At 51.5% G+C, this 26,384-nt stretch carries 18 protein-coding genes, 10 tRNA genes, 1 rRNA gene and 1 pseudogene; 2 read left to right on the top strand and 28 right to left on the bottom strand.

The window, feature by feature from the left end:
* Positions 1-127: 127 nt before the first annotated feature.
* Positions 128-1,822: a M3 family oligoendopeptidase gene (locus H7B67_RS04200; RefSeq protein ID WP_185118549.1), complete on the top strand. Its 1,695-nt coding sequence runs from the start codon at positions 128-130 to the stop codon at positions 1,820-1,822.
* A 74-nt stretch (positions 1,823-1,896) separates the two neighbouring features.
* Here the strand turns inward: H7B67_RS04200 and H7B67_RS04195 are convergent, their stop codons facing one another.
* From H7B67_RS04195 to H7B67_RS04150, 10 genes and pseudogenes are all read right to left on the bottom strand, one after another.
* Complete coding sequence (locus tag H7B67_RS04195; protein WP_185118548.1) at positions 1,897-2,721, bottom strand: PPK2 family polyphosphate kinase; 825 nt, start codon at positions 2,719-2,721, stop codon at positions 1,897-1,899.
* Between the two features lie 54 nt (positions 2,722-2,775).
* Positions 2,776-3,222, bottom strand: coding sequence for a GNAT family N-acetyltransferase (locus H7B67_RS04190; RefSeq protein ID WP_185118547.1), 447 nt, complete (start codon positions 3,220-3,222; stop codon positions 2,776-2,778).
* 156 nt (positions 3,223-3,378) lie between these two features.
* Positions 3,379-3,843, bottom strand: coding sequence for a VOC family protein (locus H7B67_RS04185; RefSeq protein ID WP_185118546.1), 465 nt, complete (start codon positions 3,841-3,843; stop codon positions 3,379-3,381).
* Positions 3,844-3,925: 82 nt separating this feature from the next.
* Positions 3,926-4,564, bottom strand: a complete 639-nt coding sequence (locus tag H7B67_RS04180) for an HD domain-containing protein (RefSeq protein ID WP_185118545.1) — start codon at positions 4,562-4,564, stop codon at positions 3,926-3,928.
* Positions 4,565-4,660: 96 nt separating this feature from the next.
* A complete protein-coding gene (locus H7B67_RS04175; RefSeq protein WP_185118544.1) occupies positions 4,661-5,830 on the bottom strand; it encodes an MFS transporter in 1,170 nt (389 codons plus the stop codon).
* Between the two features lie 84 nt (positions 5,831-5,914).
* Positions 5,915-6,961: an Atu2307/SP_0267 family LLM class monooxygenase gene (locus H7B67_RS04170; protein ID WP_185118543.1), complete on the bottom strand. Its 1,047-nt coding sequence runs from the start codon at positions 6,959-6,961 to the stop codon at positions 5,915-5,917.
* A 62-nt stretch (positions 6,962-7,023) separates the two neighbouring features.
* Positions 7,024-7,305, bottom strand: coding sequence for an ArsR/SmtB family transcription factor (locus tag H7B67_RS04165; RefSeq protein WP_185118542.1), 282 nt, complete (start codon positions 7,303-7,305; stop codon positions 7,024-7,026).
* A 131-nt stretch (positions 7,306-7,436) separates the two neighbouring features.
* Positions 7,437-8,342: a Vgb family protein gene (locus tag H7B67_RS04160; RefSeq protein WP_185118541.1), complete on the bottom strand. Its 906-nt coding sequence runs from the start codon at positions 8,340-8,342 to the stop codon at positions 7,437-7,439.
* 21 nt (positions 8,343-8,363) lie between these two features.
* Positions 8,364-9,001: pseudogene (locus tag H7B67_RS04155) on the bottom strand (Vat family streptogramin A O-acetyltransferase).
* A gap of 649 nt (positions 9,002-9,650) precedes the next feature.
* Positions 9,651-11,168, bottom strand: a complete 1,518-nt coding sequence (locus H7B67_RS04150; RefSeq protein ID WP_185118540.1) for a hypothetical protein — start codon at positions 11,166-11,168, stop codon at positions 9,651-9,653.
* Between the two features lie 1,077 nt (positions 11,169-12,245).
* Here H7B67_RS04150 and H7B67_RS04145 point away from each other — a divergent pair.
* Positions 12,246-13,346, top strand: coding sequence for a hypothetical protein (locus H7B67_RS04145; protein WP_185118539.1), 1,101 nt, complete (start codon positions 12,246-12,248; stop codon positions 13,344-13,346).
* Between the two features lie 767 nt (positions 13,347-14,113).
* Here H7B67_RS04145 and glmS read toward each other — a convergent pair.
* The 18 genes from glmS to rrf form a co-directional block, all read right to left on the bottom strand.
* Entirely contained in the window at positions 14,114-15,949 is a 1,836-nt protein-coding gene (gene glmS / locus H7B67_RS04140) for a glutamine--fructose-6-phosphate transaminase (isomerizing) (RefSeq protein ID WP_185118538.1), read from the bottom strand.
* Between the two features lie 589 nt (positions 15,950-16,538).
* Positions 16,539-17,879, bottom strand: coding sequence for a phosphoglucosamine mutase (glmM, locus tag H7B67_RS04135; RefSeq protein ID WP_185118537.1), 1,341 nt, complete (start codon positions 17,877-17,879; stop codon positions 16,539-16,541).
* A gap of 71 nt (positions 17,880-17,950) precedes the next feature.
* Positions 17,951-19,495 (bottom strand): CdaR family protein, encoded by a 1,545-nt coding sequence (locus H7B67_RS04130; protein WP_185118536.1) that lies wholly within the window; start codon positions 19,493-19,495, stop codon positions 17,951-17,953.
* Positions 19,488-20,318 carry a diadenylate cyclase CdaA gene (gene cdaA, locus H7B67_RS04125; protein WP_185118535.1) on the bottom strand — a complete coding sequence of 277 codons (831 nt, stop codon included), beginning with the start codon at positions 20,316-20,318 and terminating at the stop codon, positions 19,488-19,490. The genes H7B67_RS04130 and cdaA overlap by 8 nt, the downstream gene beginning before the upstream one ends.
* A 184-nt stretch (positions 20,319-20,502) precedes the next feature.
* Positions 20,503-21,114, bottom strand: a complete 612-nt coding sequence (locus H7B67_RS04120) for a zf-HC2 domain-containing protein (RefSeq protein WP_185118534.1) — start codon at positions 21,112-21,114, stop codon at positions 20,503-20,505.
* 106 nt (positions 21,115-21,220) lie between these two features.
* The gene (gene sigW / locus H7B67_RS04115) at positions 21,221-21,778 is read right to left on the bottom strand and encodes an RNA polymerase sigma factor SigW (RefSeq protein WP_425353924.1); all 558 of its coding nucleotides are present in this window, start codon (positions 21,776-21,778) and stop codon (positions 21,221-21,223) included.
* 262 nt (positions 21,779-22,040) lie between these two features.
* Complete coding sequence (gene ppc, locus H7B67_RS04110) at positions 22,041-24,839, bottom strand: phosphoenolpyruvate carboxylase (protein WP_185118532.1); 2,799 nt, start codon at positions 24,837-24,839, stop codon at positions 22,041-22,043.
* A 387-nt stretch (positions 24,840-25,226) separates the two neighbouring features.
* Positions 25,227-25,300: transfer RNA gene (locus H7B67_RS04105), tRNA-Gly, on the bottom strand.
* A gap of 6 nt (positions 25,301-25,306) precedes the next feature.
* Positions 25,307-25,383 (bottom strand) — tRNA-Pro (locus H7B67_RS04100).
* Between the two features lie 16 nt (positions 25,384-25,399).
* Positions 25,400-25,476 (bottom strand) — tRNA-Arg (locus H7B67_RS04095).
* A 6-nt stretch (positions 25,477-25,482) separates the two neighbouring features.
* Positions 25,483-25,557, bottom strand: a tRNA-Gly gene (locus H7B67_RS04090).
* A gap of 7 nt (positions 25,558-25,564) precedes the next feature.
* Positions 25,565-25,647 (bottom strand) — tRNA-Leu (locus tag H7B67_RS04085).
* An 11-nt stretch (positions 25,648-25,658) separates the two neighbouring features.
* Positions 25,659-25,734: transfer RNA gene (locus H7B67_RS04080), tRNA-Lys, on the bottom strand.
* 7 nt (positions 25,735-25,741) lie between these two features.
* A tRNA-Gln gene (locus tag H7B67_RS04075) sits at positions 25,742-25,816 on the bottom strand.
* Positions 25,817-25,828: 12 nt separating this feature from the next.
* Positions 25,829-25,904 (bottom strand) — tRNA-Val (locus H7B67_RS04070).
* A 36-nt stretch (positions 25,905-25,940) separates the two neighbouring features.
* Positions 25,941-26,015: transfer RNA gene (locus H7B67_RS04065), tRNA-Glu, on the bottom strand.
* Positions 26,016-26,026: 11 nt separating this feature from the next.
* Positions 26,027-26,102 (bottom strand) — tRNA-Thr (locus H7B67_RS04060).
* Positions 26,103-26,117: 15 nt separating this feature from the next.
* Positions 26,118-26,234 (bottom strand): 5S ribosomal RNA (gene rrf, locus H7B67_RS04055).
* Positions 26,235-26,384: the final 150 nt, after the last annotated feature.

Genomic DNA, 26,384 nt, shown 5'->3' with positions numbered 1-26,384 from the left:
CCAACATTTAGCCTACGCTTGACTATATCATATATTCAACCCGCCTTGATAAGGGAATGGGGTATAATGGAATCGTGGCTGGGCGCAGCCGCTTTAGTCTTAATAACTGGAAGGCGGTGCATGGAGCATGAGATTTAGCGAATATACATACGAGAGGCCGGACGTAAAAGCGTTCGAGGCGAAATTCAAGGAGCTGCTTGGCGTGTTCTCCGCGGCTGACAGCTACGAGAAGCAGGACGCGGCGATGGCGGGAATGAACAAGCTCCGCAGTGAGTTCGAAACGATGCAGACGATCGCGAGCATTCGCCACTCCATCGATACGAACGACGAATTCTACAAAGCCGAGCAGGACTTCTTCGACGAGAACGGCCCGGTCGTGCAAGAATTCGTGACGGATTATTACCGGGCGCTCGTCGGCTCGAAGTTCCGTCCCGAGCTGGAGGCCAAGTGGGGACGGCAGCTGTTCCGGCTCGCCGAGCTGTCGCTGAAGACGTTCAGCCCGGAGGTTATCGAGGATCTCCAGCAGGAGAACAAATTAACGACGGAATACGCCAAGCTGATCGCTTCCGCAAAAATCCCGTTCGAAGGCGAAGAGCGAACGCTCGCCCAGCTCGGGCCGTTCCAGCAATCGACCGACCGGGATATGCGTAGACGCGCCGCCGAAGCGTCCTCCGGCTTCATGGCGGAGAACGAATCGACCTTTGACCGCATCTATGACGATCTGGTCAAGGTCCGCACTCGCATCGCCAAGAAGCTCGGCTTCGGCAACTTCATCGAGCTTGGTTATGCCCGCATGAGCCGGACCGACTACGACGCGAACATGGTCGCTAACTTTCGCAAGCAAGTGCAGGACCATATCGTCCCGGCCGCGACGAAACTCAAGGAACGCCAGCGGAGACGTATCGAGGTCGACAATCTGCTCTATTACGACGAGAACCTTGCCTTCCTGTCCGGCAACGCGACGCCGAAGGGCGATCCGGAATGGATCGTGGCCGGCGGAGCGAAGATGTACGCGGAGCTGTCGCCGGAGACGGACGCGTTCTTCCGGTTCATGCAGGACAACGAGCTGATGGACCTCGTCGCCAAGAAGGGCAAGCAAAGCGGCGGTTACTGCACGTATATCAGCGAGCACAAGGCGCCGTATATTTTCTCCAACTTCAATGGCACCTCCGGCGATATCGACGTGCTGACGCACGAGGCCGGGCATGCGTTCCAGGTGTACGAGAGCCGCGGCTATGCGGTGCCCGAGTATGCCTTCCCTACCTATGAAGCCTGCGAAATCCACTCCATGAGCATGGAGTTCCTAACTTGGCCGTGGATGGAGCTATTCTTCAAGGAGGAAGCGGACAAATACCGGTTTGATCACCTCGCCAGCTCGCTGATCTTCATTCCCTACGGGGTAACCGTAGACGAATTCCAGCATTACGTCTATGCGAATCCGGAGGCGACGCCGACCGAGCGGAAGCAAGCGTGGCGCGAGCTCGAGAAGAAGTACCTTCCTCACCGCGATTACGCGGACAACTCATACTTGGCGGCAGGCGGCTTCTGGCACAAGCAGGGGCATATTTTCAACTCGCCGTTCTACTACATCGATTACACGCTGGCCCAGCTCTGCGCGTTCCAGTTCTGGAAGAAGTCCCGCGAAGACCGCGAAGCCGCGTGGAACGATTACCTCGGCCTATGCCGTCTCGGCGGCAGCCTCTCCTTCACGGAGCTCGTTAACGCGGCCGGCCTGATCTCGCCGTTCGAAGACGGCTGCGTCGCCTCCGTCATCGGCACCATCGAGGCGTGGCTGGACAGCGTCGACGACAAATCTCTGTAAGGCGATTCGCAGGCAAAAAAGGAACCCGCCTGGGTTCCTTTTCTTCTTCAAACGGTTGTCCGGTGCTTTAATTTTTACAGGAGATCGTTGGCTTGAAGCTGCTCCAGAAGCTTTCGCGTCTCGATATCCGGTTCCGGATAAGAGAGGTCCAGCTTCTCTAGGGAGCTTAAAATAATTCGGAGCACCAGGTAGTTGCGGAACCAACGCTCATTGGCCGGGACGATATGCCACGGGGCGTGAGGGGTTGACGTGTTCCGGAAGACATCTTCGTATGCGTCGATGTAGGAATCCCAATAATGCCGCTCGTTAAGATCGCTCGGATCGAACTTCCAGAGCTTCTCCGGGTTGCTCAGCCGTTCGCGGATTTTCTCGAGCTGGAATTCGGGCGAAATATGCAAGAAAATTTTGATCAGCAGCACGCCATTGTCCGTTAGAAGCTTCTCGAAATGCCGGATATGCTTCATTCGGGCTGCCGCTTCCTCGTCCTGAATCAGGCCGTGCACCCGGGTAATGAGCACATCCTCATAGTAAGAACGGTTAAACGCGGTAATATAGCCTTTAGCCGGGACAACCTTGTGCGTTCTCCACAGGAAGTCATGAGCGGATTCCTCGACCGTCGGTTTCTTGAAGCTCTCCGCTCGAAAGCCCTGAGGATTCAGGTTGGACAGAACCTTCTTGATGACGCCGTCCTTGCCGCTGCAATCCATCCCCTGGAACAAGACAAGCACGCCGTTCGTCTTCGAGGCGAACAGCTTGTCCTGCAGATTGCGAAGCTTCCGTTCCATTTGTTCAAACTCGTCTTGAATCTCTTTTTTACTTGCGAAGCCGCCCGTATCATTCGGATCGAAGCGGCTCAGACCGCGCTTGTCCGCTTTGGTCAGCCGGTAGTCACTCAACATGAGAAACCCTCCTTGAGTTTAAACCCCAGTCTTCAAAAATACTGTCGTGCCGGCTCAACTTTTTAATTCTAAATGCAGCAATGGAAAAGGGCGTCCCGAGCCGTCCAGCTCCGATCTTCCGGTCTGTACGAAACCCGATCCCTTATAGAATGCGTAGGCCGCATCATTTTGCTCATTTACATCGACTTGGAGATGACTGCCTTTTATTGCTTCTGCATGCTTGATCAGCCGACTGCCGATCCCCTTCCTATGATAGTCGGGATCGATGAATAACATCTCTATCTTCGTTCCATCAAGCCCGATAAACCCGGATGGTTCCTTATTTTCGCTTAATTCCAACCAAATCTCGACTTGCCTCAACGCTCCGCTTTGAAGCATCTGATGATAAAACTCAATATCCTCATCCGTGAGAAAGGTATGGGTAAGCTTCACCGCTCGGTACCAAATATCGATCAACTTGTCATGGTAGCTTTCTTGATAAGGGACAATTTGGTTTAGCATAGTCCAACCTCCTTCAGCCTAGTTAAATTTTCCTTTAAGCTTTACCTAACGTCAACTAAATAATTAAAGAGGCAGCTTTGGACTAAAAATAGTCCTTAGCTGCCGTAGTGAACATTCTAAGCATTCCTCGTTAGCGTAATAGATCAGTTTAATCGATTAGGGCTGCCAAGCCTCCCATATGTTGCCGTCGGGATCGGCGAACGTTATGTTGGGTCCACTGGTCATCCGTTCTCCTAAAATATTCACTCCGTTCGCCTTGAAACGCTCAAGCAGCTCCTCGATCCGCGGAGTAATGAAACAGGCGATGGCGTGGGGTCTGCCGCTGTCCAATGACCACGAGAAGCGTAATCGACCGCCTTCTTCATCCGATTTGTGAAGGAATAGGGCGGGTACGACTTGCCTTAATCCGGGCGAGGGCAGGTTGCCATTCCGATCGGGAACATTCAATACGGCCGTCGCCATCCCAGGCTCAACGCGCTCTTCGTTTGCAGGCCGATACCCTAAATTCTTTTGGTACCATTTCATAGACTCGTAAACATCGTTTACCGGCACGTAAATGCAAGTTATTCCCGTAATGTCTTCCAGTCTTGCTTCCCCTTTGATTTCCCCATTCGCCCGCACATCCGTTTCCTCCCTCTACGTTCGAACATAAACCGCGAGAGATATATTCAATATTGTTCCTATATTTTCCTGCACAAGTCCATTACTCATCCCATTTGGAATGAAGGACCTGGTGGCAGAAGTTGGGGCGCTTATATCCCGGAAGAAGCCATTCGCACACGTCGGCGTTAATCGTCCCGTATGTCGTTTCCGGTTTGTGTTTGAAGCCTTCCAAGAAGGCATGCAAGATGTCGTGTTTAAACCGATCGCGTGGAAAAGCCTCGACGACCTTCTGACGCGCTTCCGCCGAGATAAGATCGAAGTTCTTCCCGACCACATCATAGCCGACGCCGAAATTCATAAGCGCCGCTTCGGCTTCCTTATACTCGACGATACCGATGGTCGTATGCAGGGCAACCGCATCCCATACCAGCCGAACGGAATCCTCCGGGACGCCGCGACTTCTAAGAAAATCGCGGGCTGCATTAGCCCCATCGACCTCAAAGCGTTTGTCCGCGCTTCGGTATGCGGGAGTAAGACCGATGTCATGGAAGAGCGAACTGATATAAAGCAATTCCGAATCGTATTGGATTTGATTCAGGTTCCCCTTCATAGCCGCAAACAGAAATACCCGGTTCGAGTGGTTCCATAGAAGCTCGTCGCCATGCTCGCGCAATAATTCGGCAGCTTCCCTGGCTAGTTGACTATCGGGAATCTTTATATCAGCGACAAAATTCGTCATCGACAACATCCTCCTTCATTCTCATGAAATGGTTCCTCCAGTTTGCTTTTAGTTTATACATAAAATAAGACAACTATAGGAACCTATCCGTGACAATTAATTTTTGGAGTTTACGCTAACTTGGCTACGCATGGATAAAGATACCGCTGCCGGAAGGATTCCGATCGCAACGCCGATGGCGCCCATCCAACCGACGGCTTGAAGCGATATGTTTTCCACCACCATCCCCCCGATTACGGCACCAACGGCCATCCCCAATTGTACGATAGAAGTGTTTAAGCTCAGGACGATTCCCGAGGCTTTCGGTGCCATGCCAATCAGATAGACCTGTTGGACAGGGCCTGTCGACCAGGCAAAAAAGGACCACAACATCAGTAAAGGCAGCACGAACGCGGAAGAATGGGCGAATGCCGTGATGAGAAGCAAAATCCCGGAGTGGAAAAGCAGGCCCCCGATCATCGTACGGGGAATGCCCCATTTATCCGCGCCGTAGCCGCCAACCTGCGATCCAAGAAGACTGGCAATTCCGAATGCGAACAGACCGACGCTGATCATCCGGTCGCTCATTCCGGTAATGTCCAGAAGGAATGGAGAAATATAAGTGTAAATGACGGTATAACCAAGTATCCAGAAAAAGCTTATGGACAAGGCGATAGAGATTCGAGGGGTCCTAAGCAGGGAAAGCTGCTCCCGTATGGGAACAGGAGTCTCTCCCTTTGACTTGGAGATGGTCAACCGAAGAACAACCATTGCTATCAGGCTGAGCACGCCGATCCCCGTGAATATGATCTTCCAATCATAGGACCCGGCAATTACTCTTCCGAGAGGCACACCGAGAATAAGCGCCAGGTTAAAGCCTAAGAGAACCGTGGCAATCGCGCTGCCTTGCTTGCCGGGCTGAGCGAGGCTAGCCGCAACGGTTAGGGCAACCACCATAAAGACGCCTGTGCCGATCGCCAGAATAATTCGAGCTCCCATCAGCATGGCGAAGCCGGTCGAAGCAATCGTGGCCAGATTCCCTATGAAAAATAGCGCTAATGCAGCCAGCATGAGCGTTCTTCGATCTATTCTTGCCGTAATGGCGATCAGAATCGGCGTGCCGATCGCGTATGCGAGCGAGTAGACGGTGATAAGTTGCCCAGCTGCTGCCAGCGTTACTCCGACATCGCTTGCTACCCTATCCAAGATGCCGGCGATAACAAACTCAGATGTCCCTACTAAGAAACTGGCGATGGCCAGAATGTATATTTTCCATGAATTTATCATATAAGTCCCTCCCAATTCGGTTCCACTGTTCTAGAAATGTGGAATTAATGATTAAAAAAACTCACCTTTTCAGGATCCAAGTCCTTATTGTCTTGCCAGTTCTTTACGGACTATAGGGGCGACTTTAGTACCGAGAAGTTCGATCGTCCGCAACAATTCCCGATGAGGCAGCGAACTGAAATCGACGTACATAAGAAACCGGGTCAGGCTTAAATTCTTCTGCGCAAGCAGAATCTTCTCCGCCACATATTCCGGATCTCCGACATATAGAGCTCCATGAAGGTCGCAAGCTGCATGGAACGTGTCGCGAGTGTAAGGCGGCCACCCGCGTTCCCGGCCAATCTGGTTCATCTGCCCGGCCATAACGGGAAAATACCGTTCAGCGGCCGTTTCAAACGAATCCGCAATGAAACCATGGGAATGCGTTGCAATCTGCAGCATGTCGGGATCGTGCCCTGCCCTCTTGGCGGCTTCCTTATAGAGCTTCACCAAAGGGGCGAACCGCTCCGGCATCCCGCCGATAATCGAGAAGATAACAGGAAGTCCCAGCGTGCCGGCCCGAACAGCTGACTCCGGGCTGCCGCCTGTGCCAATCCAAACCGGCAGCGGTTCCTGCAGCGCTCGGGGATATACGCCCATATTATGAATGGCAGGACGGTGTCCGCCCCCCCAGGTGACCTTCTCCGTAGTCCGTACTTTTAATAAAAGTTCAAGCTTCTCTTCGTACAACTCTTCGTAATCGTTTAGGTCATACCCGAACAGCGGGAACGACTCCACGAAGGAGCCGCGCCCCGCCATGATCTCGGCTCGACCTTCGGATAGACAATCCAGCGTTGCAAAGTCCTGATAAACACGGACCGGATCATCCGAGGAGAGCACCGTTACCGCGCTAGATAGCCGAATCCGCTTGGTTGCTGGTGCTGCGGCGGCAAGAATGACCGCCGGCGACGAGCTGGCGTAGTCGATCCGATGATGCTCCCCAATAGCGTACACGTCGAGCCCGACCTGATCGGCCAATCGAATCTCCTCGATCGCTTGGCGCAGCCTCTCTGCCGGCGAGACGCCGCCATGTTCGGGCTTTGTATGGAGAAAGGTGGTTATTCCCAACTCCATCATTGGCTTCTCTTTCATATTTAGTCCACTCCTTTTAATTTCATCACTTCTAGAAATGTAGAAATGATGGTCAAAAAAATTTACGCCAACAAATAAGGCGCAAATTTCTCGGCCACTTCCTGATTCACGCTATAGTGAATATAGGATCCACTTTTGCGGGAATTGAGGATGCCGGAGTCGGTTAATTGCTTCAAGTGATGCGACAACGTTGAACCGGCTACCGTCTCCAGTCTCTCGCCGATAGCAGTAAAGCATTGATTGCTTTCCTTCGCCAGCATCAATGCGATTTTTAAACGCGTGGGTTCGCCTAAAGCTTTATATACTTTGACAGCCTGACCCATTTCCATTTCATTTTCTGCCATGACGATCTCCTTCCTGGCATAGCTCTACATTTCTATAAGTGTAGAACTGATCTTAGCACCTTATTGAGTAAATGTAAAGGGACTCGACATGAGTCATGAAACTTCTGCCTATTTTTGAACCACGTTCCCCGTTAGTCGAAAGTCGCTGCGTTTGGAGGGATGAGCTTCCCTATCTGGTCGCACTCTTCGGCAAACCAAACGGCGTTGTCCAGCCCGAAAACAATGCCGTGAGGTTCCGCGTTCGGAGTCGGAATAGAGTATTCCGTAATCACGCCGCTAGTGGTAATACGGCCGATTTGATTTCGCCCCCATTCCGTGAACCACAATTCGCCTTCCTTGCCTGGCGTGATTGCATGAGGTCGGGCTTCTTTGGTTGGAATCTCATACTCGGTTATTTGCCCATCCGTCGTTATCCTTCCTACTTTATTGCCTTGGATTTCGACGAACCACACCGCCCCGTCTGAACCGCATGCTACGCCGACAGGACAGGCGTTTGCCGTCGGGATTGGGAACTCATGAATTTCTCCATCCGGAGTGATGCGTCCGATCCGATTGGCTTGGTTCTCCGAAAACCACATGGCGCCATCAGCCCCTTTTGTTATGAATGAGGGGTAGCAGTTTTCCTGAGGCAGGGTATACTCGATGATCTTGTGATCGATAGATATTTTACCGATTTTATTGCCCGACATTTCCGTAAACCAAACGGATTGATCCGGTCCTACTGCGATGCCAAACGGCGATGCGGAGCGTGTCGGGACTTCGAACTCAGTCAGACGGCCATTTGGGGTTAAATGGCCGATCTTGTTCGCTTTATATTGCGTAAACCATAAGTCCCCCTTCCTGTCGGCCACAATCGACATGACACCGGCCTCGGGCGTCGGAACCGGGTAAGAAGAATATTTTCCTTGGACCGTCATACGTCCAATTCGATTACCTCTCTGCTCTGTGAACCAACATGCCCCGTCCGGTCCAAATGTGATCCCATATGGCCCTGAGTCTGGTTCGGGAACCTTGAACTCTAAAATTTTGGCTTCCATGCGCTAACACTCCTTTGCCCTTTACATCTTTGTTTTCATCTCCAAAAGCTTGTCCAGATTGCCGCTAACAATAGCCCCCATATAATGGTTAATCAGCTCCATCTTGGCATCCCACCATCGGATCTTCAGAAGCTCGTCAATCACTTCCGAAGAATATCGTTGTCGAATTTCTCTCGCTGGATTTCCGCCGACGATGGTATAGGGTCGTACATCTTTAACTACGACGGCACGTGCGCCAATAATTGCTCCGTCCCCAATCGAGACACCCGGCATGATCGTTGCCCCTCGACCGACCCATAGTCATTTCCAACTATGGTGTCTCCTTTGATGGATAGCTGTTCCATCATAGGCACATATGCCTCCCAACCATGAGCAAAAATGTTGAAAGGGTAGGTCGAGCCATCCATCCGGTGATTGCCGCCTCCCATAATAAATGTCGTTTCGGCAGCAATTGAGCAAAACTTCCCGATCACTAACTTGGTGCCGACTGCTTCATAGTGGTACAACACCTGCTCTTCGAACAATTCACCATCTTTGGCATCATAGTATGAGTATTCACCCGCTACTATGTTGGGTCTAGTAATCGTATTACTGATAAATTGTACATTGCGATTTCCCGGTATAGGGTACTTTTCATTCGGATTCGGCCCTAGCACAATAATCACTCTCCTTTTTCAATGGGAATTTTAAACATCAAAAAAACCTCCTGGTCCACATGGACAGGAGGTCGTAGCACCGAAAGAAAATGCGCGCTTTTGCGAATACAAACAGCGGCATTTACCCTTTCAAAGGGTGCAAAAAGCCCAGACCTCTCCTATCCAGAAAACCAATAATTGCCGAGGTTTTCTTAACGGATAGGATTAATAGATCATGGGCTAAATCACCCTTTCGCCTTTAATTACCAGAATCATACCATAAACGCATAGTCTACAACTAGATTTTCTTCTAACAAATCTTTGTTCAGTGACATTATTGTTGGTGTCTAAAGAATCCAGCAATAACAAGGATTTTAGTAATTTTAGCTTATTTTTAAAGTTACATTATTGTTGGTGTCTCAGAAAAACCTCTTTCAACCTCGATTACATTAATGTTTTTGTCTCATATTTACATTAAAATTGGTTCTTCATTTAATCAGGCGATCGAGATAAAGCCTGGCGGCACACTGAAAGGCTGTAAAAGGCCTTTTCCTTGGGGGCTCATATAGCACGACTTATGCCGATGCACCTTCAATAGTTGTGAGGAAATATGCATATGGCCGCCATAGTATTGATCGATTTCGTTATAATACGCATCGCTTTCAAATGCATTTTAGATAAATGACGTTAAATCTTCTTGTCTTATCATTTCGAGCTCCGCTTCATTAAGTTCACTTTGTCTATTCATAATATTAAACACATCGTTGAATGATAATGTTAAGTTACCGCTAGATAAGTATACTTCAAGCTCTTCAATAGTTAAGCACATCAGATTTGAGTAGTGGGATATAATTTCTGGATTCTTCGTTACGATTATATATGCGAAAGATTTTTCGATTTTATAACGACTGTAATTAGAAGAAAGATGAGCAATTCTTCGATTCACCTTTTTTTCCCAATCCTTATGAAGATAGCTTAGCCGATCTGCTACAGCTTGTACATTTTTAAAATACACTTCTAAAGGCAATGAATGCTTCTTTGCCTCAATCAATAAGGTATGCCCGTCGCGATTCCTAAGTACAATATCGAGATCACCTATCTGCTGTTTTCCTTCAAAAAGTTCCAGATTTCGTCTGAGTACTCGATAACCAAATTTACGGGAGATATTAATTATACGCTCAAGAAAAAGATCACTTGTTTTAGCTTTGTAAGCTTCCTTATGTTTGCCTTCCAAGAAAGAATAGTGCGTATTTGTGAATAATCCATCTAAAAAAAGTTCAGGAGAAACAATCAAATGTCCTGTAATTGCTCGTAATAGTGGCTTTCTATTGAGAGCATAGAATCGTAATTCTTTCTCATTTATTTCCTCTGGTGAAAGTATGAGACGATTAATGAGAGGGCGTATCTTTTCTCCTAAAGCGTCTGTTATCTCTTTTTCACTTATCATTATGTGTGGCGTAAACATTAAGATTGAACTTAATGCAAATGGTGCCATATTTCCATTTTCCAGTTTTGGCGCTGAAGCAAAAAACTCGGTTAACTTCCTCAATAACTTATTTCCGATATAATAGTAAAAACGGATATATGTTTCAAATGTTACTCCAAACTCCGCTCGAAATAGATCGGAAACACCATCGAATTCAGACCGAAAATGTTCAAGATGATCATTAAGTGTGCGTAGTGTTTCCTTTTGGGAAGACAAATCAATGCGTAGAAAATAATCAAAGAATTTCTTAACATCATCATTTTCGAATAAGGCTTTCATATTGATTTCAGCGTACCGATCTTGATCACCATTAAGTTTTATGTCAAAAAGTTCAAAGAATGATGTCGTTTCGAATTTGCTGTTCAATATCGAAGCCGTTTTATGCACTGCAATAGAAAGTGGGTTATTGAAACGTGGCAGACCTTCCTCCTCGATAGAGGGAGCATGATTGCCATATTTATAAACGAGCTGAATGGAATATTTCAAAGCTTCTTCATATACAGCTGTCACTGCACTAATATATACAGCCCGAAATGGAGGATGATCTGAAGGATTTAACCTTAAAATTCTTACATTTCTAAGTAAGTAAATAAGAAAATATAACTCTACTGATGTACATTCTTTTGCATAGCCCACGATCTTTGAAATATCATTATCAATCTCCGTTTTTAACTTTAATAACGCACGCTCTTTTGTCTCCTCCAAAAAAACACCACCGATATGCCATAATAGCTACATATATCATAGATTAACACTCTTTTTTAAAGACTCCAACCTTAAATCTAGTAGAGGCTGTACCAAACCACCATGGCCTAGTGGTCACCACCATGAATGAAAATTCACTTGGCCTGCGATCTGCATCGCTCCATAATAGAGATGCAGGTCACAGGTCGTTTACTTTTTGGTAGTACATATTCTAAGTCCAAACCGGCCGACTTTATCCCACGAGTACCGCCAATTATGCTAGGAGCACGTTTACAACGTTATTTTCCCTATTTTTCTGTCCAACACTTTTATTTTCTTCGAACACTTACCTCGACAAAGAAATTCCGTTGAAGATCTTTCAAAGATAGAATGTTATTGATACCGCATTAAAAAATGAGCAACCCATAAAAAAGTGGAGATTATTGCCGTTTATGCTTAATTCTTTAGAAGATCCTTCACTATTTTTAGAGAACTAGAACTACAAGTATTCTATAGTGTGCTCTGTTAGTACGACCGATCCACCATTACTATTAAAAACAGTAATACTTATTGAGTAAGCATTATTGGGGTTTCCTCCGATAATAAGTAAAATTGGCTCCGGACAGTGATAGGATTTGTCTTTGGAAATTTCTTTCATTTGTTTAATATCTTCTGGGCTCATTTCCGTATCCAGGTAATACCGTGAATGAGCGTGCAGCAAACGCAATGCGGTCGAATCCAGGCGTTCTCATTTTTCAAAATTTGTATAATTTCGTTCAGCAGTATACCAAGACTTATAAGACAAAGGCCGGGAAAGTGTATACGGGGCGTTTTGGCGTAGACGGTGCAGTCAAATAGGCTTTTGGACCTACTATTGCTGCCCATGTTGTTCGTTAATCTGGCTAACCTCTTAAGCGAGTAAACCCAATATAGATTCAAGGAGAAGAACGGAGTACTGCTCTGTTCTTCTTTTTCTTTATGCCGGTTGGTTTGGACTTAGTTTATTGAATTTAAGCAACCGTTGCTTATTTCATGTAAACTATAAAGTGGTTTCTATATGATGAGTCATGTTAAGACTATCATAGGAGTTGATTGAATATGAAGGGTTTATATTATCATCCAAAGAGAGTTACATACGGTGGGTCAACGATTACGGACAGCGGCACATATTTAGCTATCAAATACTTTTTGGAATTACTCGAGGAAACCACACCCGAAGTATTAGATGAGCTCAGGGAAATCTATGATATTTATGCTGAAGCTGATCGCTGGTTCCGTAAGCATCACAAAGGAAGTCAATTATGGCCGTCTGAGTGGGGAATCGTTAGCCAAGCTAGCAGCGACAATTGTCCAAATTACATTCCATTGAAAGAAGCAATTAATGCTTGGGCCCACAAGTTTAATCTTTTAGGGGAGTCTGATTTCTATAAATCTTTGGGTCTGGTATCACTTTCATTCTTCTATAACGACTGCAAAGAATCCGAACGGAAAAAGAGAATAAACGAGTATAAGGAGCTTGCCAAACGGTATAATGTTTCATTGGAAGTTGTTCGTAATTCGCAGCGGTTCAGAAATACTTGGCCATATGAAGAAAGGCTTGTTTTGGCGGAAAATGTATTTCATGAAGATGAGCCTGACAATATAGAACTAAGTAAAAGCATTGATCGTGGCGAATCCATTCATGATTCCTTTTTTCAAACAACGAATCCCTTTGTTTTCTCCCCGGATACTATGTTGGCATACACGAAAGATAAAAACGAATATATGTATGAAGAAATACGAAACCACTATGAATTAATGCTTAGTATATATGACAGAAAGAAGGAAGAGGCGCTTCAAAAAAACGAACCATTTACACTTCCCAGCTTTACTGGACTCGCATGGGATCCAAGGACAGACACTTGGCAAGAATTTGAGAATCGAATTGATCAGGCTTTTGCAGAATACAAAGAGTTGTATCGTAAACGTGCAGAAGATTTTCTATTGAGTAGAGGATACGTAAAGGAAAAAGAAAAAAGGAATCTAAACCACTTTAAATGGCTTCTTCATTATCAAATACAAAGATGGAGCCTTCGTGAAATTGCAGATTATTACAGCTGCAGCTCGGATGAAATTGTTCAAGAAGACACTGTCTCTCATGGAATCAAAAGTACTGCAAACATGGTTCTCCTCGATTTGAAACAAAGAAAACCAATGTAATAAAGGATCAGCTTAAACAGATCGACCTAGATTGTTCGTGGTGCTAGAAGCCTGTTACAATTGTTTATTTACACATTATCTTAATAAAATAAAGTATTAGACTGGATGTATTGAATTCGTACAGTGAATCTAACTGCAAAACCTTCAGACTTTGACTGCCCCCTGAATACTGAACAGCAGCAATCATCGACGAGAAAATAACGTCCTAGACTGCTGCTGTTTATTTAACTAACGTTCTCCGTTAGTTTAATCGCCTAAAGACTTCTTTAAACACTATAAAAAGCCTCGAATGTTACAATGCACCACCGAGATTGCACTTTTCTTAAATATTTTTTCTAATATGTCTGCTGATTTCAATTCAATCACCCACTCAACTGTCATCAAGCAAAAGTTTATTTAAGTCAACCTCAAATCGCTTTCTTAGGGCGATTAAAGTATCTGCCGAAGGCTTAGTAATATCCTTTTAAATTTCAATCAGTCTTCCTTGCGATATTCCTAATGCCGAAGAGAATTCAACCTGAATCATTTCGTTCTCTTTACGTATCTTTTCACACGTTTTCCAATTGAGTCCATTTTTAATCGACCTCTAAAAAAAGGAGGCAACCCCTTATCAATTCAGGTTGCCTCATGGTGTTTTTAGAATGTGCTTCTAGGTACAAAAACCAACTATATTGGTAAAGAACCATCTATTTTGCAAAGGTACTGACTATATTGCAAAGTCACTAAGTTTAATCTCACTGAACATCTTGTTCGCTATCGCCCTAGCCTCACTCCACCGTAACGCTCTTAGCCAAATTCCGCGGCTTATCTACGTCATGCCCCAAAGCCAGGGAAGCGTAGTAAGACAGCAATTGCAGAGGCACGACCGACAGAGCCGGAGTCAGCAAGCTCAGCGTGCGAGGGATGGAGAACACAGAGTCCACCGACTTCGAGATTTCTTCCTCGTTGCCGTCGTTCACGATCGCGAACACGTCGGCGCCGCGGGCTTTGACTTCCTTGATGTTACTAAGCGTCTTCTCCTGCAGGTCCTCTTGCGTGATCAGAGAGATGACCGGAATGCCTTCCTCGATCAGCGCGAGCGTGCCGTGCTTCAGCTCGCCGGCCGCGTAGGCTTCCGAGTGAATGTACGAGATCTCCTTCAGCTTCAGGGAGCCTTCGAGGGCGACGGCATAGTCGAGTCCGCGGCCGATGAAGAAAAGATTCGAGTGGCGCGAGATCGACTCGGCGATCTTCTTGATGACTTCGGCCTGGGAGAGAATTTTCTCCACTTGCTCCGGCAGCGAATCCATCGCGGCCAGGACGCCGGATACGAACGCTTCGTCCTTGGTGTCGAGCACCTGCGCGTAGTGCAAGCCGAACAGGTAGAACGCGATCAGTTGGGACGTGTACGCCTTCGTCGAAGCGACGGCGATCTCCGGACCGGCGAGCGTGATGATCACGTCATCCGCTTCGCGGGCGACGGAGCTGCCCACGACGTTCGTGATCGCGAGAACGCGGGCGCCGTTGCGCTTCGCTTCGCGCAGGGCGGCCAAAGTATCGGCCGTTTCGCCGGACTGGCTCACGACGATGACGAGCGTCTCCGGCGTGATGATCGGCGAACGATAGCGGTACTCGGACGCGACGTCGGTCTCGACCGGAACGCGGGCGAGCTGCTCGATGATCGTCTTGCCGACCATGCCGGCGTGCATCGCGGTGCCGCAAGCGACGATATGCACGCGATTGAACTTGCGAAGCTCTTCCGGAGTAATCGTCGTCAGCTCGCTGAGCGAGACGGACTTGCCGTCCTCGCTGACGCGGCCGCGCATCGTGTCGCGATAAGCCTTCGGCTGCTCGTGGATCTCCTTGAGCATGAAGTGATCGAAGCCCGCCTTCTCGGCCGTCATCAGATCCCAATCCACGTGGAAAACTTCCTTGGCGATAAAGTTGCCCTCGATCGTCATCAGCTCGACGCCGTCGCGGGTCAGAACCGCCATTTCTCCGTCGTTCAGAATGTAGATGTCGCGAGTATGCTCCAGAATGGCCGGAATATCGGACGCGATGAACTTCTCGCCATCGCCGACCCCGATGATCAGCGGGCTGGCATAACGTACTGCAACTAAGCGGTCCGGCTCATGCTCGGTTAGCACGCCCAGCGCGAACGCGCCGCGCATCTTGCGGACGGCCTTCTGAACGGCCTTGACGATGTCGCCTTCATATTCGACGGCGATCAAGTGGGAGATCACTTCCGTATCCGTCTCGGACAGGAAGCGGTGCCCTTGATGCATGAGCTCTTCCTTAAGCTCCAGATAATTCTCGATAATGCCGTTGTGCACGACGGAGAACTTCAGCGAGTTATCCGTATGCGGGTGAGAGTTCACGTCGGACGGCTTGCCGTGCGTCGCCCAACGGGTATGGCCGATGCCCACCGTACCGCGAAGAGGATCGTCCTGCAGACGTCCTTCCAGGTTCGCCAGACGGCCGACCGTCTTCGTCACTTCCAGGCCTTGCTCCGTGAATACCGCGATTCCGGCCGAGTCATAGCCGCGATATTCCAATTTCTTGAGCCCTTCCAACAGGATGGGTTGAGATTCCCGATTGCCAATATATCCAACGATACCGCACATAGTTAAATAGACCTCCGATTCGGATGATTGTCGTCCGAGCCATGCCCGTAGACGCTCCGAGTCGCAGCCGCATGCAGTTGTACTCACCTAATTAAACATCATTTAACAGGTCCGCAAGCGGCCTGGCTCGGCCCGCCGGACATTCTCGATCCTTGAACGTTTTCTCGCCGTCCCGCCCGCTTCAGCGTTCCAAGACGCTAAAACCGCTTTTGGCGATAGTTTGCTCTCATCTTCTTCGGAATATTGGCCGCCCGGTTGCCCTGAGCGTTTTGTCTTCCGTCTTACGGCCCCGATGCGGGCCGGGAGGTCCCCGCCGAACGTTCCGAACACCTCCACCTCGTCAACTTGCCGCATAACCCCGAGCGCATAAACGCATGTTGCGCGGAATTCCGTTTTCCGGCAACCGCCCTCGTGCAGCCGACAAGTTCTGGCGCTTTTCGTGCTTATTCGTCCCTACCCTGCCTTTCCATTCTGGAATATCTATTTATCATATTCGTTTTCATGCCGTCTTGCAACTGAAACCTGCTTATTCCCCAGGAAATGACACGGTCCCCTGGCATCTTAGATACCAAGGGACCCTCTACGCGCTTTATACAAGCTCTTGTCGAATGACGTTCGCTATCTTCTCCACGTGCTCTTCGATCTCGGAGCGATCCGGCCCTTCCGCCATGACGCGGATCAGCGCCTCCGTTCCGGAAGGACGCACCAGGACGCGCCCGTTGTCGCCAAGCGCCTCTTCCGCCGTCGCGACCGCTTCGGAGATCGCCAGGTTGCCCGGATAACGCGACTTGTCCGCGACCCGAACGTTGACCAGCACCTGGGGGTACTTGCGCATGACCGATTTGAGCTCGCTCAGCTTGCTTCCGGATGCCTTAAGCGTATCCGCCAGCTGCAAGCCGGTCAGGATGCCGTCTCCGGTCGTGTTGTAATCGAGGAAAATCACATGGCCGGATTGCTCGCCGCCCAGGTTATACCCGCCGCGAACCATCTCCTCCATGACGTAACGGTCTCCGACCGCGGTTCGAGCGGTCTTAAGGCCGATCTTCTCCGCTGCCTTGAAGAAGCCGATGTTGCTCATGACCGTCGTCACGACCGTGTCGTGCTTCAGTCTTCCTTCCCGCTTCATCGCATCTCCGCAGATGCACAGAACGTAGTCTCCGTCGACTTCCTCGCCGTTCTCGTCGATCGCGATCAAGCGGTCGGCATCGCCGTCGAACGCAAGGCCGAGGTCGGCCCCATGCTCCTTCACCTTCTCGGCCAGCATCTCGGGATGGGTCGATCCGACTCCATCATTGATGTTAAGGCCGTTAGGCTTGGCTCCATAGACGATAACCTCCGCCCCCAGCTCGCGGAATACTTCCGGAGCCAGCTCGTAAGCGGCGCCATGCGCGCAATCCAGCACGATCTTGAGACCCGACAGGGAATGGCGAACCGTCGTCTTCAAGAAGTCGACGTATTGATGCTTAAGCTCCAGATCTGTCGTGACCGTTCCGATCCCGCCGCCGATCGGTCTCGGAAGAGCATCCTCTTCCGCGTCCATCAGCCGTTCGATCTCGGCCTCCGTCTCGTCGAGCAGCTTGAAGCCGTCGCTGCCGAAGAACTTAATGCCGTTGTCCTGCACCGGATTGTGGGAAGCCGAGATCATGACTCCCGCGTCGGCTCCCATCGTTCTCGTCAGGTAAGCGACGGCCGGCGTGCTTACCACGCCGAGGCGAATGACATCGGCGCCGATCGAGAGCAATCCCGCGATAAGCGCGCTCTCCAAGAGAGGACCGGATACCCGGGTATCCATTCCGATGAGCACCCGCGGACGCTCCGCGCGCCCGGCCAAGACCACCCCTCCGCATCTGCCGATTTTATATGCCAATTCCGGCGTCAGCTCCTGATTCGCGATACCTCTAACGCCGTCTGTTCCGAAATATTTGCCCATAGCTTCGTATATTCTCCTTCACATTCTGTCTTCCCGTGCACCCGCTATAACCAGGCTCTAACGAATACGTCCTAATGGCTAGCCGGGGCTTGGGATTCCTGATTCGTAGTCGGCTGATCGGTCTCGGCTCCGCCCGCTCCGGACGCGCCGTCCGCCTGCGAAGCTTCGTTCCCGGCGCCGGCATTGCCCGAGCCCGAGCTTCCCGAGCTGGCGCCACCCGAGCCGGATGTCCCCGTCCCCGTGCTGCCCGAACCCGAGTTGCCCGAGCTCGCGCCTCCGGAGCCCGTACTTCCGGATCCTGCGCCTCCGGAACCCGTGCTTCCGGTCTCGCCTGCGCCGGTCTCCGTGCCATCCGTCGCCGCCGTCTCGTCGGTAGGCTCCTCCGTTGCCGCCTCCGTGATCTCCACGGTAATGGTCAAGTTGCCTCCTGCCTGGTCGACGAACCTCGGCGAGTTGACCGTCAGCGGCACCGTGTAGCTTCCAAGCCCTCGTCCGCTCAGGTCCGCGACCACGTCGACGTCGCCCGGCTGAAGCTTATCCAGAATCGCAGGCGCCCCTCTGACCGTGATATCGACCACCTGCGTCGCCGGTTCCACGATCTTGGCCGCAAGCCCGTCTCCGACTCCTTCGATCGTCACCGGCAAGCCTTGCAGCGATCGAATCTGCGACAGCACGATCTCGACGCTTACCTTCGCTTCCGCCGGCGAGAATTCGGTGATCGAAGCGACTCCCTTGATCGGAACCGCGAATTCGCCGGTCTGAGTCAATTCGCTTAGATTAACGTCGGCTTCCACGAATTCGATCGTATCCAGAACGTCCTGAGGACCGTAGATCGTCACTTGCTCCGTCTCCGGCTTGAAGGACGCGATGCTTAATCCCGACGGCAGCTGTCCGATCAGCTTAAACTGCAGGGGCACCAGTTTGTACGGATTCGTAATCGGCACTTCCACCTCGAGAACGGCCGGATCGAGCACCGCCCCTTCGATGACGTTGCCTTCGCTGTCGTAGGCCGCAAGCTTGACGCTCTTGCTCTTGATCGTCTTGCTCTCCCCTTCGACGGACACCGTTCCGCCTACCCGCTCCACCTTGGCGAGACCGCTGGACGGCAGCGTGACGTGCACCCGGTTCGTCGGGCTGAGGACGGGAATGCCCGCCTTATATCCTTTCGCGGGGGTTCCCTTCGTTGTGACCTCCACTTCGAATTCCTTCGTCTGGAGCTCTTCCACTGCCACCGTGACCGTGCTAGGCGTAATGGAGACCTGCTCCACGCCCCGCGGCAGCTCCGTCTGTAATCTCAGCGTATGCTGGCCTTCCGTCACGGTGCTTAAATCGACGTATACCGTATAGTCGTCCGAGCTTGCCCGAAGCAGATCCGTCTTGCTGCCCCGAACATAGAGCTTAACGCTATCCGCGCTCATGCTTTGGAGAACGTAATTCTGAGCGTTCAGTCCCGTTGCCTGAATCCTGACGGAGTTGACCGTCTTGTATTCGTAATTGGAAGTAGGCACCGTCGTCGTCGGCTGGGATTCATCGAAGTGCACGACCGCCCACAGGATGATGCCGAGCGCCAGGGAAATGATCTTCATCGCGGTCGGATGGTTCAGCCATTTATCCACGGCGATCGCCCTCCTTCCGCTTCCAGAAGGCCCAGTTCTGCGTATTGCTCTTCGCTTGCGGACGCAGCTCCTCGAACAGCTTCGAGATAAGCGACTCTTCCTTGATGTCCCGAACGATCTGCCCGTTCATCGCCAGGGAGACCTGTCCCGTCTCCTCCGACACGATGACGGAGATCGCGTCCGACACCTCGGTGATCCCGATCGCCGCCCGGTGCCGAGTCCCCAGCTCCTTGCTGATAAAAGGATTCTCGGACAGAGGCAAATAACAGCCCGCGGCCATGATCTGGGACTCGCGCACGATGACGGCCCCGTCATGCAAAGGCGTGTTCGGAATGAAGATGTTGATGAGCAGCTCGGAGCTGATCGTCGATTGCATCTTGATTCCGGACTCGATGTAATCGGTCAGTCCCGTTTTGCGTTCGAACACGATCAGGGCTCCGATTTTTCTCTCCGCCATATGGTTAATAGACTTAATAACCCCGTTGATCTGCTGGCTGACGTCGGAATCGGCATCGGAGCGGTTAAACAGCTTGCCGCGCCCCAGCTGCTCCAGCGCCCGCCTGAGCTCCGGTTGGAAAATAACCGCGATCGTCAGAACGCCGAAGGTAAACATCTGATTCATCAGCCACTTCAGCGTGTACAGATTCAACCAGGTACTGAGCGCCCACGTGATCACGAGAAGGAAAATCCCTTTGAGCAGCTGTACCGCTCTCGTTCCTTTGACGAGCTGGAACATCTTATAGATTAAATAACTTACGATCAGGATGTCGATGGCATCCTTGATGGCTTTGCTTAAGGTTAACGTTTGAAAATATGCTTCCAAGACGCACCCCCCGATTTGGCGTCTCGATCGGATTTCCCGATTCTTGTCAATATACGCTTAGGATATATCTTTATTCACTTCTCTACTCCTATACCGAATTCCTGTCAAGAACGCAAAAAAACCTCCCTAAGTCCTAGGGAGGCCTCCCGAATCGAAGCGGACTTCCGCTAGAAGCGAATTCGAATCAGGATCCGTACGCGAGCGTGTCGAACCAGGAAGTGACCTTGTACCATGCCCAATCCATTGCCCGATCGATGGTCTTGACCTTCCCTGCGATATGAGCGGTTGAAGCTAGCGTTACGTTGCCGTCGATGATCGTCAGGTTCCCCTCTACGTCTCCAAGCACCTGGGCGACTCCGTTCTCTATCGTCAGATCCCCCGCAACCTTCTGACCCGCCGGGATAATGACGGTATTGCCTTCGATGACGACGTGCTCCAGATCGGCTCCGCGGACCGTAAGCTGTTCGCTCTGGTTCCACATGGCGACGAAGCTGGACACCATGACGACAAGGAACATCGCCGCTGCCGAGAACGCCGGGTGACGGCGAACCCAAGTTGTCCAAGCCTTGGGGCTTCGCGTCTTGGGCAGCGACTTCATCACGCGGTAAGCCATATAGTTAGGCGCGCGTTCAGCAGGGACTGAATGGAGCAGAGCGTCCGTCCTCTCGAGCGATTCCAGTCGCTTGCGGCATTCCGGACATTGCTCCAGATGCCGACTCAGCTCCGCGGATTGCTCGCGCGACAGCTCATTGTCCAAATAATCGTGCATGAATGCGATGGCGACTTTACAATTCATAGGCTAAGCCATCCCTTTCTCCCCCGGAGCTTAAACTCCGTAGCAATGCTTCTATACTCTACGCTGAAGAAGAGCTCCGGTTTCAACAATTGCGGGCTCCGTCCCCTCACAATTTGTTCTCCAATTTCTTCCGCATGAATTCGCGCCCGCGGTGCACGCGCGTCTTGATCGTCGTCACCGGCATGTCCAGGACGTCCGATATCTCCTGAAGAGACATGTCCTGCAGATACCTTAAGACCATGACGGACTTATATTTGGCCGGCAGCGTCTCGATGGCATCGCGAATAATGCGCTGAGTTTCCGACAGGATCAGCTCGCTCTCCGGCGTGCGATCGTCGCTCGGCATCATCGCATAGCCGTCAAGCCCTTCGTGATCCGCGGACTCCGCGTCGAGGGAATAGATGGGACGGCGTTTTCTCAGTCTGTCTATGCATAAGTTCGTGGCGATCCGGTAAATCCAGGTAGAGAACTTCTGATCCTCGTCGTAGCGATCCAAGTTCTTATAGACCCGCAGGAATGTCTCCTGGACCACATCCTCGGCTTCCTGACGATTGTTCATCATCCGGTAGGCGAGGTGATAAAGCTTATCCTTGTATAAATCCACGATCTCCGCGAATGCGCGCTGGTCTCCCTTGCGGGCTAACCGAGCCAGCCGCGTCTCAATTGGCTTCACCGTCAATCCTCCACATACGAGCACTCTCAAGCAGCAACGCCTGTATCCTCTATCAAAATGGTAAACGACCCCTCTCCAAAAAGCAAGGGTACGACGTTATTACGCCAGTTTGGGCGCCCGCATCCTTCGGAGAAAAGAACAAGAGCCGCCCCGCAGGCCTTCAAGGCCTGAGGACAGCTCCAGATTCCGCCATGGTCGCGCGGCAGCAAGTCGCTTCTGCTTGGCGTCCCCGGATGTTTCTTATTATCTCTTATCAGCCCGTATTGCGAAGGCCGGCGGCAATGCCGTTGATCGTCAGCAGCACTTCGCGAAGCAGCTCGGCATCGTCTTGATCGTTCGCGCGCTTCTCCCGAAGCTCGCTCAGCAGTTGAACCTGCATGTAGCTAAGAGGATCGACGTACGGATTGCGCAGGCGAATCGACTCTTGGATAACCGGAACGTTGTCCAGAATCTCTTCTTGTCCGGTAATCGCCAGGATCATCTCCTTGGTCGTCTCGAACTCCTCCGAGATCAGCGTAAAGATCCGATCCTTGATCGTGCTGTCCTTGATCATGTCCGCATACTTGCTTGCGATCAGCAGGTCCGCCTTCGCCAACGCCATCTGCAGGTTGTCGATGAGCGTTCCGAAGAAGGAGAAGTTGCGGTACATGTCGCGAAGAGTCTCCAGCTTGGCCGCATCGCCGCCCACGAAGTTCTTGAACGCCGTACCCGCCGCATACCAAGCCGGCAGCAGATAGCGGCTCTGCGTCCAAGAGAACACCCACGGAATCGCCCGCAGATCCTCGAAGCGCTCGCTGTTCTTCCGCTTCGACGGGCGGGAGCCGATGTTCAGCTCGCCTACCTCCGACAGCGGGGTCGATTCCTTGAAGAAGGACATGAAGCCCGGATCGCGGAAGATCAGATCCTGATACTTCGTCTGGGCCGTCTCGGAGATGGACGGCATAAGCTCATCCCAGAACGCTTCCTGCGAGTTGTCCTGCGCTTCCTCCGGCTTCATCGCCAGGTAAGCCGACTTCACGAGCGCGCTTGTCGCCTGCTCCAAGCTGCGGTACGCGATTCCTTGCATGGAGTAACGGGAAGTGAGTACTTCCCCTTGCTCGGTGATCTTGATTCCGCCGCCTACCGTATGCGGAGGCTGAGCCAGAATGCTGCGGTTCAGCGGCATTCCGCCGCGTCCGAGAGCGCCGCCGCGTCCGTGGAAGAACTTCAGCTTCACGTCGTATTTGGCGGCCATCGCGGTCAGCTCGTTCAGCGCGACGCGCAGCTCCCAGTTCGCCGTCACCATGCCGCCGTCCTTATTGCTGTCGGAGTAGCCGAGCATGATCTCGTGCAGGTTGCCCATCGCCGCGACCGTCTCGCGGTAAATCGGCAGCTCGAACAGCGTGCTCATGATTTGAGGCGCTGCATGAAGGTCGTCGATCGTCTCGAACAGAGGCACCGATTGAATCGTGCATTCGATGGACCCGTCGCTGTTGCGGCGGAACAGGCCCGCTTCCTTCGCGAATACCATCACTTCGAGCATATCGCTCGCGCCGCAGGTCATGCTGATCAGATAGCTGTTGATGCAATCGCGTCCGAACTCTTGCTGAGCGCGGTAAATCGTCCGATAGACGTCCAGGATCTCCTTCGTCGAATCGGTCAAGGTCGCGTTCTCGTGGAGCAGAGGACGGGAATCGGACAGCAGCTTGTTCAGCAACTCGATCTTCGCTTCTTCGCTGAGGGACGGATAATCGCTTGCGACGCCGGCCTTCGCCAGCACCTCGGTCATCGCGTTCTCGTGCTCCTTGCTGTGCTGCCGAACGTCCAGCGCCGCCAGATGGAAGCCGAACAGCTCGACTTGGCGAATCAGCTTCTTCAGGTAGCTGTCCGCCACGAAGTCCGCGTAGTGGTGGCGCAGGCTTCTCTCGATCAGCTGCAGCTCGGAGATGAATTCGCCGACGGAATTGTAGCGCTGGTTCGTCCCCTTGAACTGTTCGCCCCGCATATTCTGCAGCTTCTGCAGCATGTACGTAATCTTGATGCGGTATGGCTCCTTCTCGTTCGTCCAAGGATCGATCGTGCGCAGCTCGACCGCCTCGCGGTCCTGTTCGATCGATTGAAGAAGCTCGTCCGTCACTTCGACGATGCTCGTGCTGAAGCTCATCTTGCGGATGAGATTCTTTAGCACGCTCTCGTACTTATGAATGACCAAGCCGCGTTGGATGTTCAGCGTGCGCCAGGTGACGTTAGCCGTAACCGAAGGGTTGCCGTCGCGGTCTCCGCCGATCCAGGAGCCGAAGCGAAGGTACGTCGGAACATGCCAGTCGTGCTCCGGATAATACTTGCCCAGGCAGCGTTCCAGCTCGTCATAAACGTCCGGCAGAGCGTCGAACAGGGTCTCGTTGAAGAAGTACATGCCGTTGCGGACTTCGTCGATGACCGTAGGCTTGCGGTCGCGCAGCTCGTCGGTCTGCCACAGAGTCAGGACCTCGTTCAGCAGTTGATCGCGCAGCTTCTCCCTTTCCCGGAAGGTAAGGGAAGGATTGTCCAGCTCCATCATCTGATCGGCGATTCTCTTATGGATATCCAATACGGCGCGGCGCATGGCTTCGGTCGGGTGGGCTGTCATCACAAGCTCGAGGGATATGCCGTTAAGCAGCTTGTGGACATCTTCGATAGGAAGGTTCTTCGTCTTAAGATCCTGGATGGCGCTCTCGATCGAGCCCGGTTGAACCGCTTCTCCGGCCGATCTTTCGTAATCGCGCTTGCGGCGGATCCGATGGTTCTGTTCCGCGATATTAACGAGCTGGAAGTAGATCGCGAACGCCCGAATGACTTGGTGTCGGATCTCCGGATTCAGCTTGTTGATGGTGGTTAGGAATTCTTCGTACAGCTCCGGCACGAAATCCGCGCGGAGGGCTTTGCTTGTTTCGCGAATCTTCTCAACGTTGTCGAACAATTCACGACCGCCTTGGTGAACCAGAACTTCGCCCAGAATGTTTCCTAGGAAACGAACGTCGCGGCGAAGCAGATGGTTCGAGGACGGCCGGCTAGCAGTAGCCAGTTCAGTCATCTCACTCACCCCATGAAAAGCGTCTCTGTCACAAGTTCTTCATATTATCATACTACAAATAAACCCGAAAATCTGCCCCCGGGGCAAAAATGATGTTGGGAGAAGGTCACGAATTGTTGGAAAATGGAGAGCTTTCAGCCAGTTGACCGTTCCATCGCCGCTCTGAGGGGCTTTCCTTCCTTCCAGATCCATTCCGACCGGAAGGCAGCGTTCTTCTCCTCAACGGTTGCAGGACGGCCCTCGCTGCCTCGCTATCCGCTTTATAGGCATCGACTCCGATATCCCGCCATCATGGATTACCCGGCATTGCCCATGATGAACCCAATCCATTATCCAAGAACGCAAAAAAACCTCCTGTCCAAGACAGAAGGTTCGTCGTTTACTTAATGGAGCGGGTGATGGGAATCGAACCCACGCTATTAGCTTGGAAGGCTAAAGTTCTACCATTGAACTACACCCGCGAAAGATGGTCGGGACGACACGATTCGAACATGCGACCCCCTGGTCCCAAACCAGGTGCTCTACCAAGCTGAGCTACGTCCCGACAATATTAAGTTAAGTGGCGCGCCCTGAGAGATTCGAACTCCCGGCCTTCAGATTCGTAGTCTGACGCTCTATCCAGCTGAGCTAAGGGCGCATATGATGGAGCGGAAAACGGGATTCGAACCCGCGACCTTCTCGTTGGCAACGAGATGCTCTACCACTGAGCTATTTCCGCATATAAGTGGTGCGCGTGGAGGGACTTGAACCCCCACGGTTGCCCGCCAGATCCTAAGTCTGGTGCGTCTGCCAATTCCGCCACACGCGCATGTCTTACGATGGTGAGCCATGAAGGACTCGAACCTTCGACACCCTGATTAAAAGTCAGGTGCTCTACCAACTGAGCTAATGGCTCATGAAGTTGGCTGGGGATCAAGGATTCGAACCTTGGAGTGACGGAGTCAAAGTCCGTTGCCTTACCGCTTGGCTAATCCCCAGCGATAAGATCATGGTGGAGGCTGAGGGGATCGAACCCCCGACCCTCTGCTTGTAAGGCAGATGCTCTCCCAGCTGAGCTAAGCCTCCATGACACGCTAGCGATTATTCACTTATTAAGGTGAATGGTGACCCGTAGGGGAATCGAACCCCTGTTACCTCCGTGAAAGGGAGGTGTCTTAACCGCTTGACCAACGGGCCACGAGAATTTCTGGAGCTCTCAACCGGGATCGAACCGGTGACCTCATCCTTACCATGGATGCACTCTACCTACTGAGCTATGAGAGCAAGCTTTGTGATCCGGCCCGGCGACGTCCTACTCTCCCAGGACCCTGCGGTCCAAGTACCATCGGCGCTGGAGGGCTTAACGGTCGTGTTCGAGATGGGTACGCGTGGAACCCCTCCGCCATCATCACCGGACCGAATTTTCAGCAACGGATAATATCTTATCACATCATCACGTTGTTGTAAAGCTTTTTTATTTCTTTTTTTCAAGGCACTTTATTGCGCCCTGATAACCGGATACGAAACGAGTTAGCGTTCATTAGCATCTCACTTGCCGTGCTGGCT

The sequence above is a fragment of the Cohnella thailandensis genome (assembly GCF_014212135.1).
Lineage (GTDB): Bacteria > Bacillota > Bacilli > Paenibacillales > Paenibacillaceae > Cohnella > Cohnella thailandensis.
This window is presented reverse-complemented; position numbering and strand designations above follow the sequence as displayed.

Coding starts and splice junctions, on each gene's coding strand:
- H7B67_RS04170 (WP_185118543.1), bottom strand. CDS start 6,961: ATGAAAGAGAAGCCAATGATGGAGTTGGGAATAACCACCTTTCTCCAT.
- glmS (WP_185118538.1), bottom strand. CDS start 15,949: ATGTGCGGTATCGTTGGATATATTGGCAATCGGGAATCTCAACCCATC.
- H7B67_RS04175 (WP_185118544.1), bottom strand. CDS start 5,830: ATGATAAATTCATGGAAAATATACATTCTGGCCATCGCCAGTTTCTTA.
- H7B67_RS04145 (WP_185118539.1), top strand. CDS start 12,246: ATGAAGGGTTTATATTATCATCCAAAGAGAGTTACATACGGTGGGTCA.
- H7B67_RS04190 (WP_185118547.1), bottom strand. CDS start 3,222: ATGCTAAACCAAATTGTCCCTTATCAAGAAAGCTACCATGACAAGTTG.
- H7B67_RS04200 (WP_185118549.1), top strand. CDS start 128: ATGAGATTTAGCGAATATACATACGAGAGGCCGGACGTAAAAGCGTTC.
- ppc (WP_185118532.1), bottom strand. CDS start 24,839: ATGACTGAACTGGCTACTGCTAGCCGGCCGTCCTCGAACCATCTGCTT.
- H7B67_RS04195 (WP_185118548.1), bottom strand. CDS start 2,721: ATGTTGAGTGACTACCGGCTGACCAAAGCGGACAAGCGCGGTCTGAGC.
- glmM (WP_185118537.1), bottom strand. CDS start 17,879: ATGGGCAAATATTTCGGAACAGACGGCGTTAGAGGTATCGCGAATCAG.
- H7B67_RS04180 (WP_185118545.1), bottom strand. CDS start 4,564: ATGACGAATTTTGTCGCTGATATAAAGATTCCCGATAGTCAACTAGCC.
- H7B67_RS04165 (WP_185118542.1), bottom strand. CDS start 7,305: ATGGCAGAAAATGAAATGGAAATGGGTCAGGCTGTCAAAGTATATAAA.
- H7B67_RS04160 (WP_185118541.1), bottom strand. CDS start 8,342: ATGGAAGCCAAAATTTTAGAGTTCAAGGTTCCCGAACCAGACTCAGGG.
- H7B67_RS04120 (WP_185118534.1), bottom strand. CDS start 21,114: ATGAATTGTAAAGTCGCCATCGCATTCATGCACGATTATTTGGACAAT.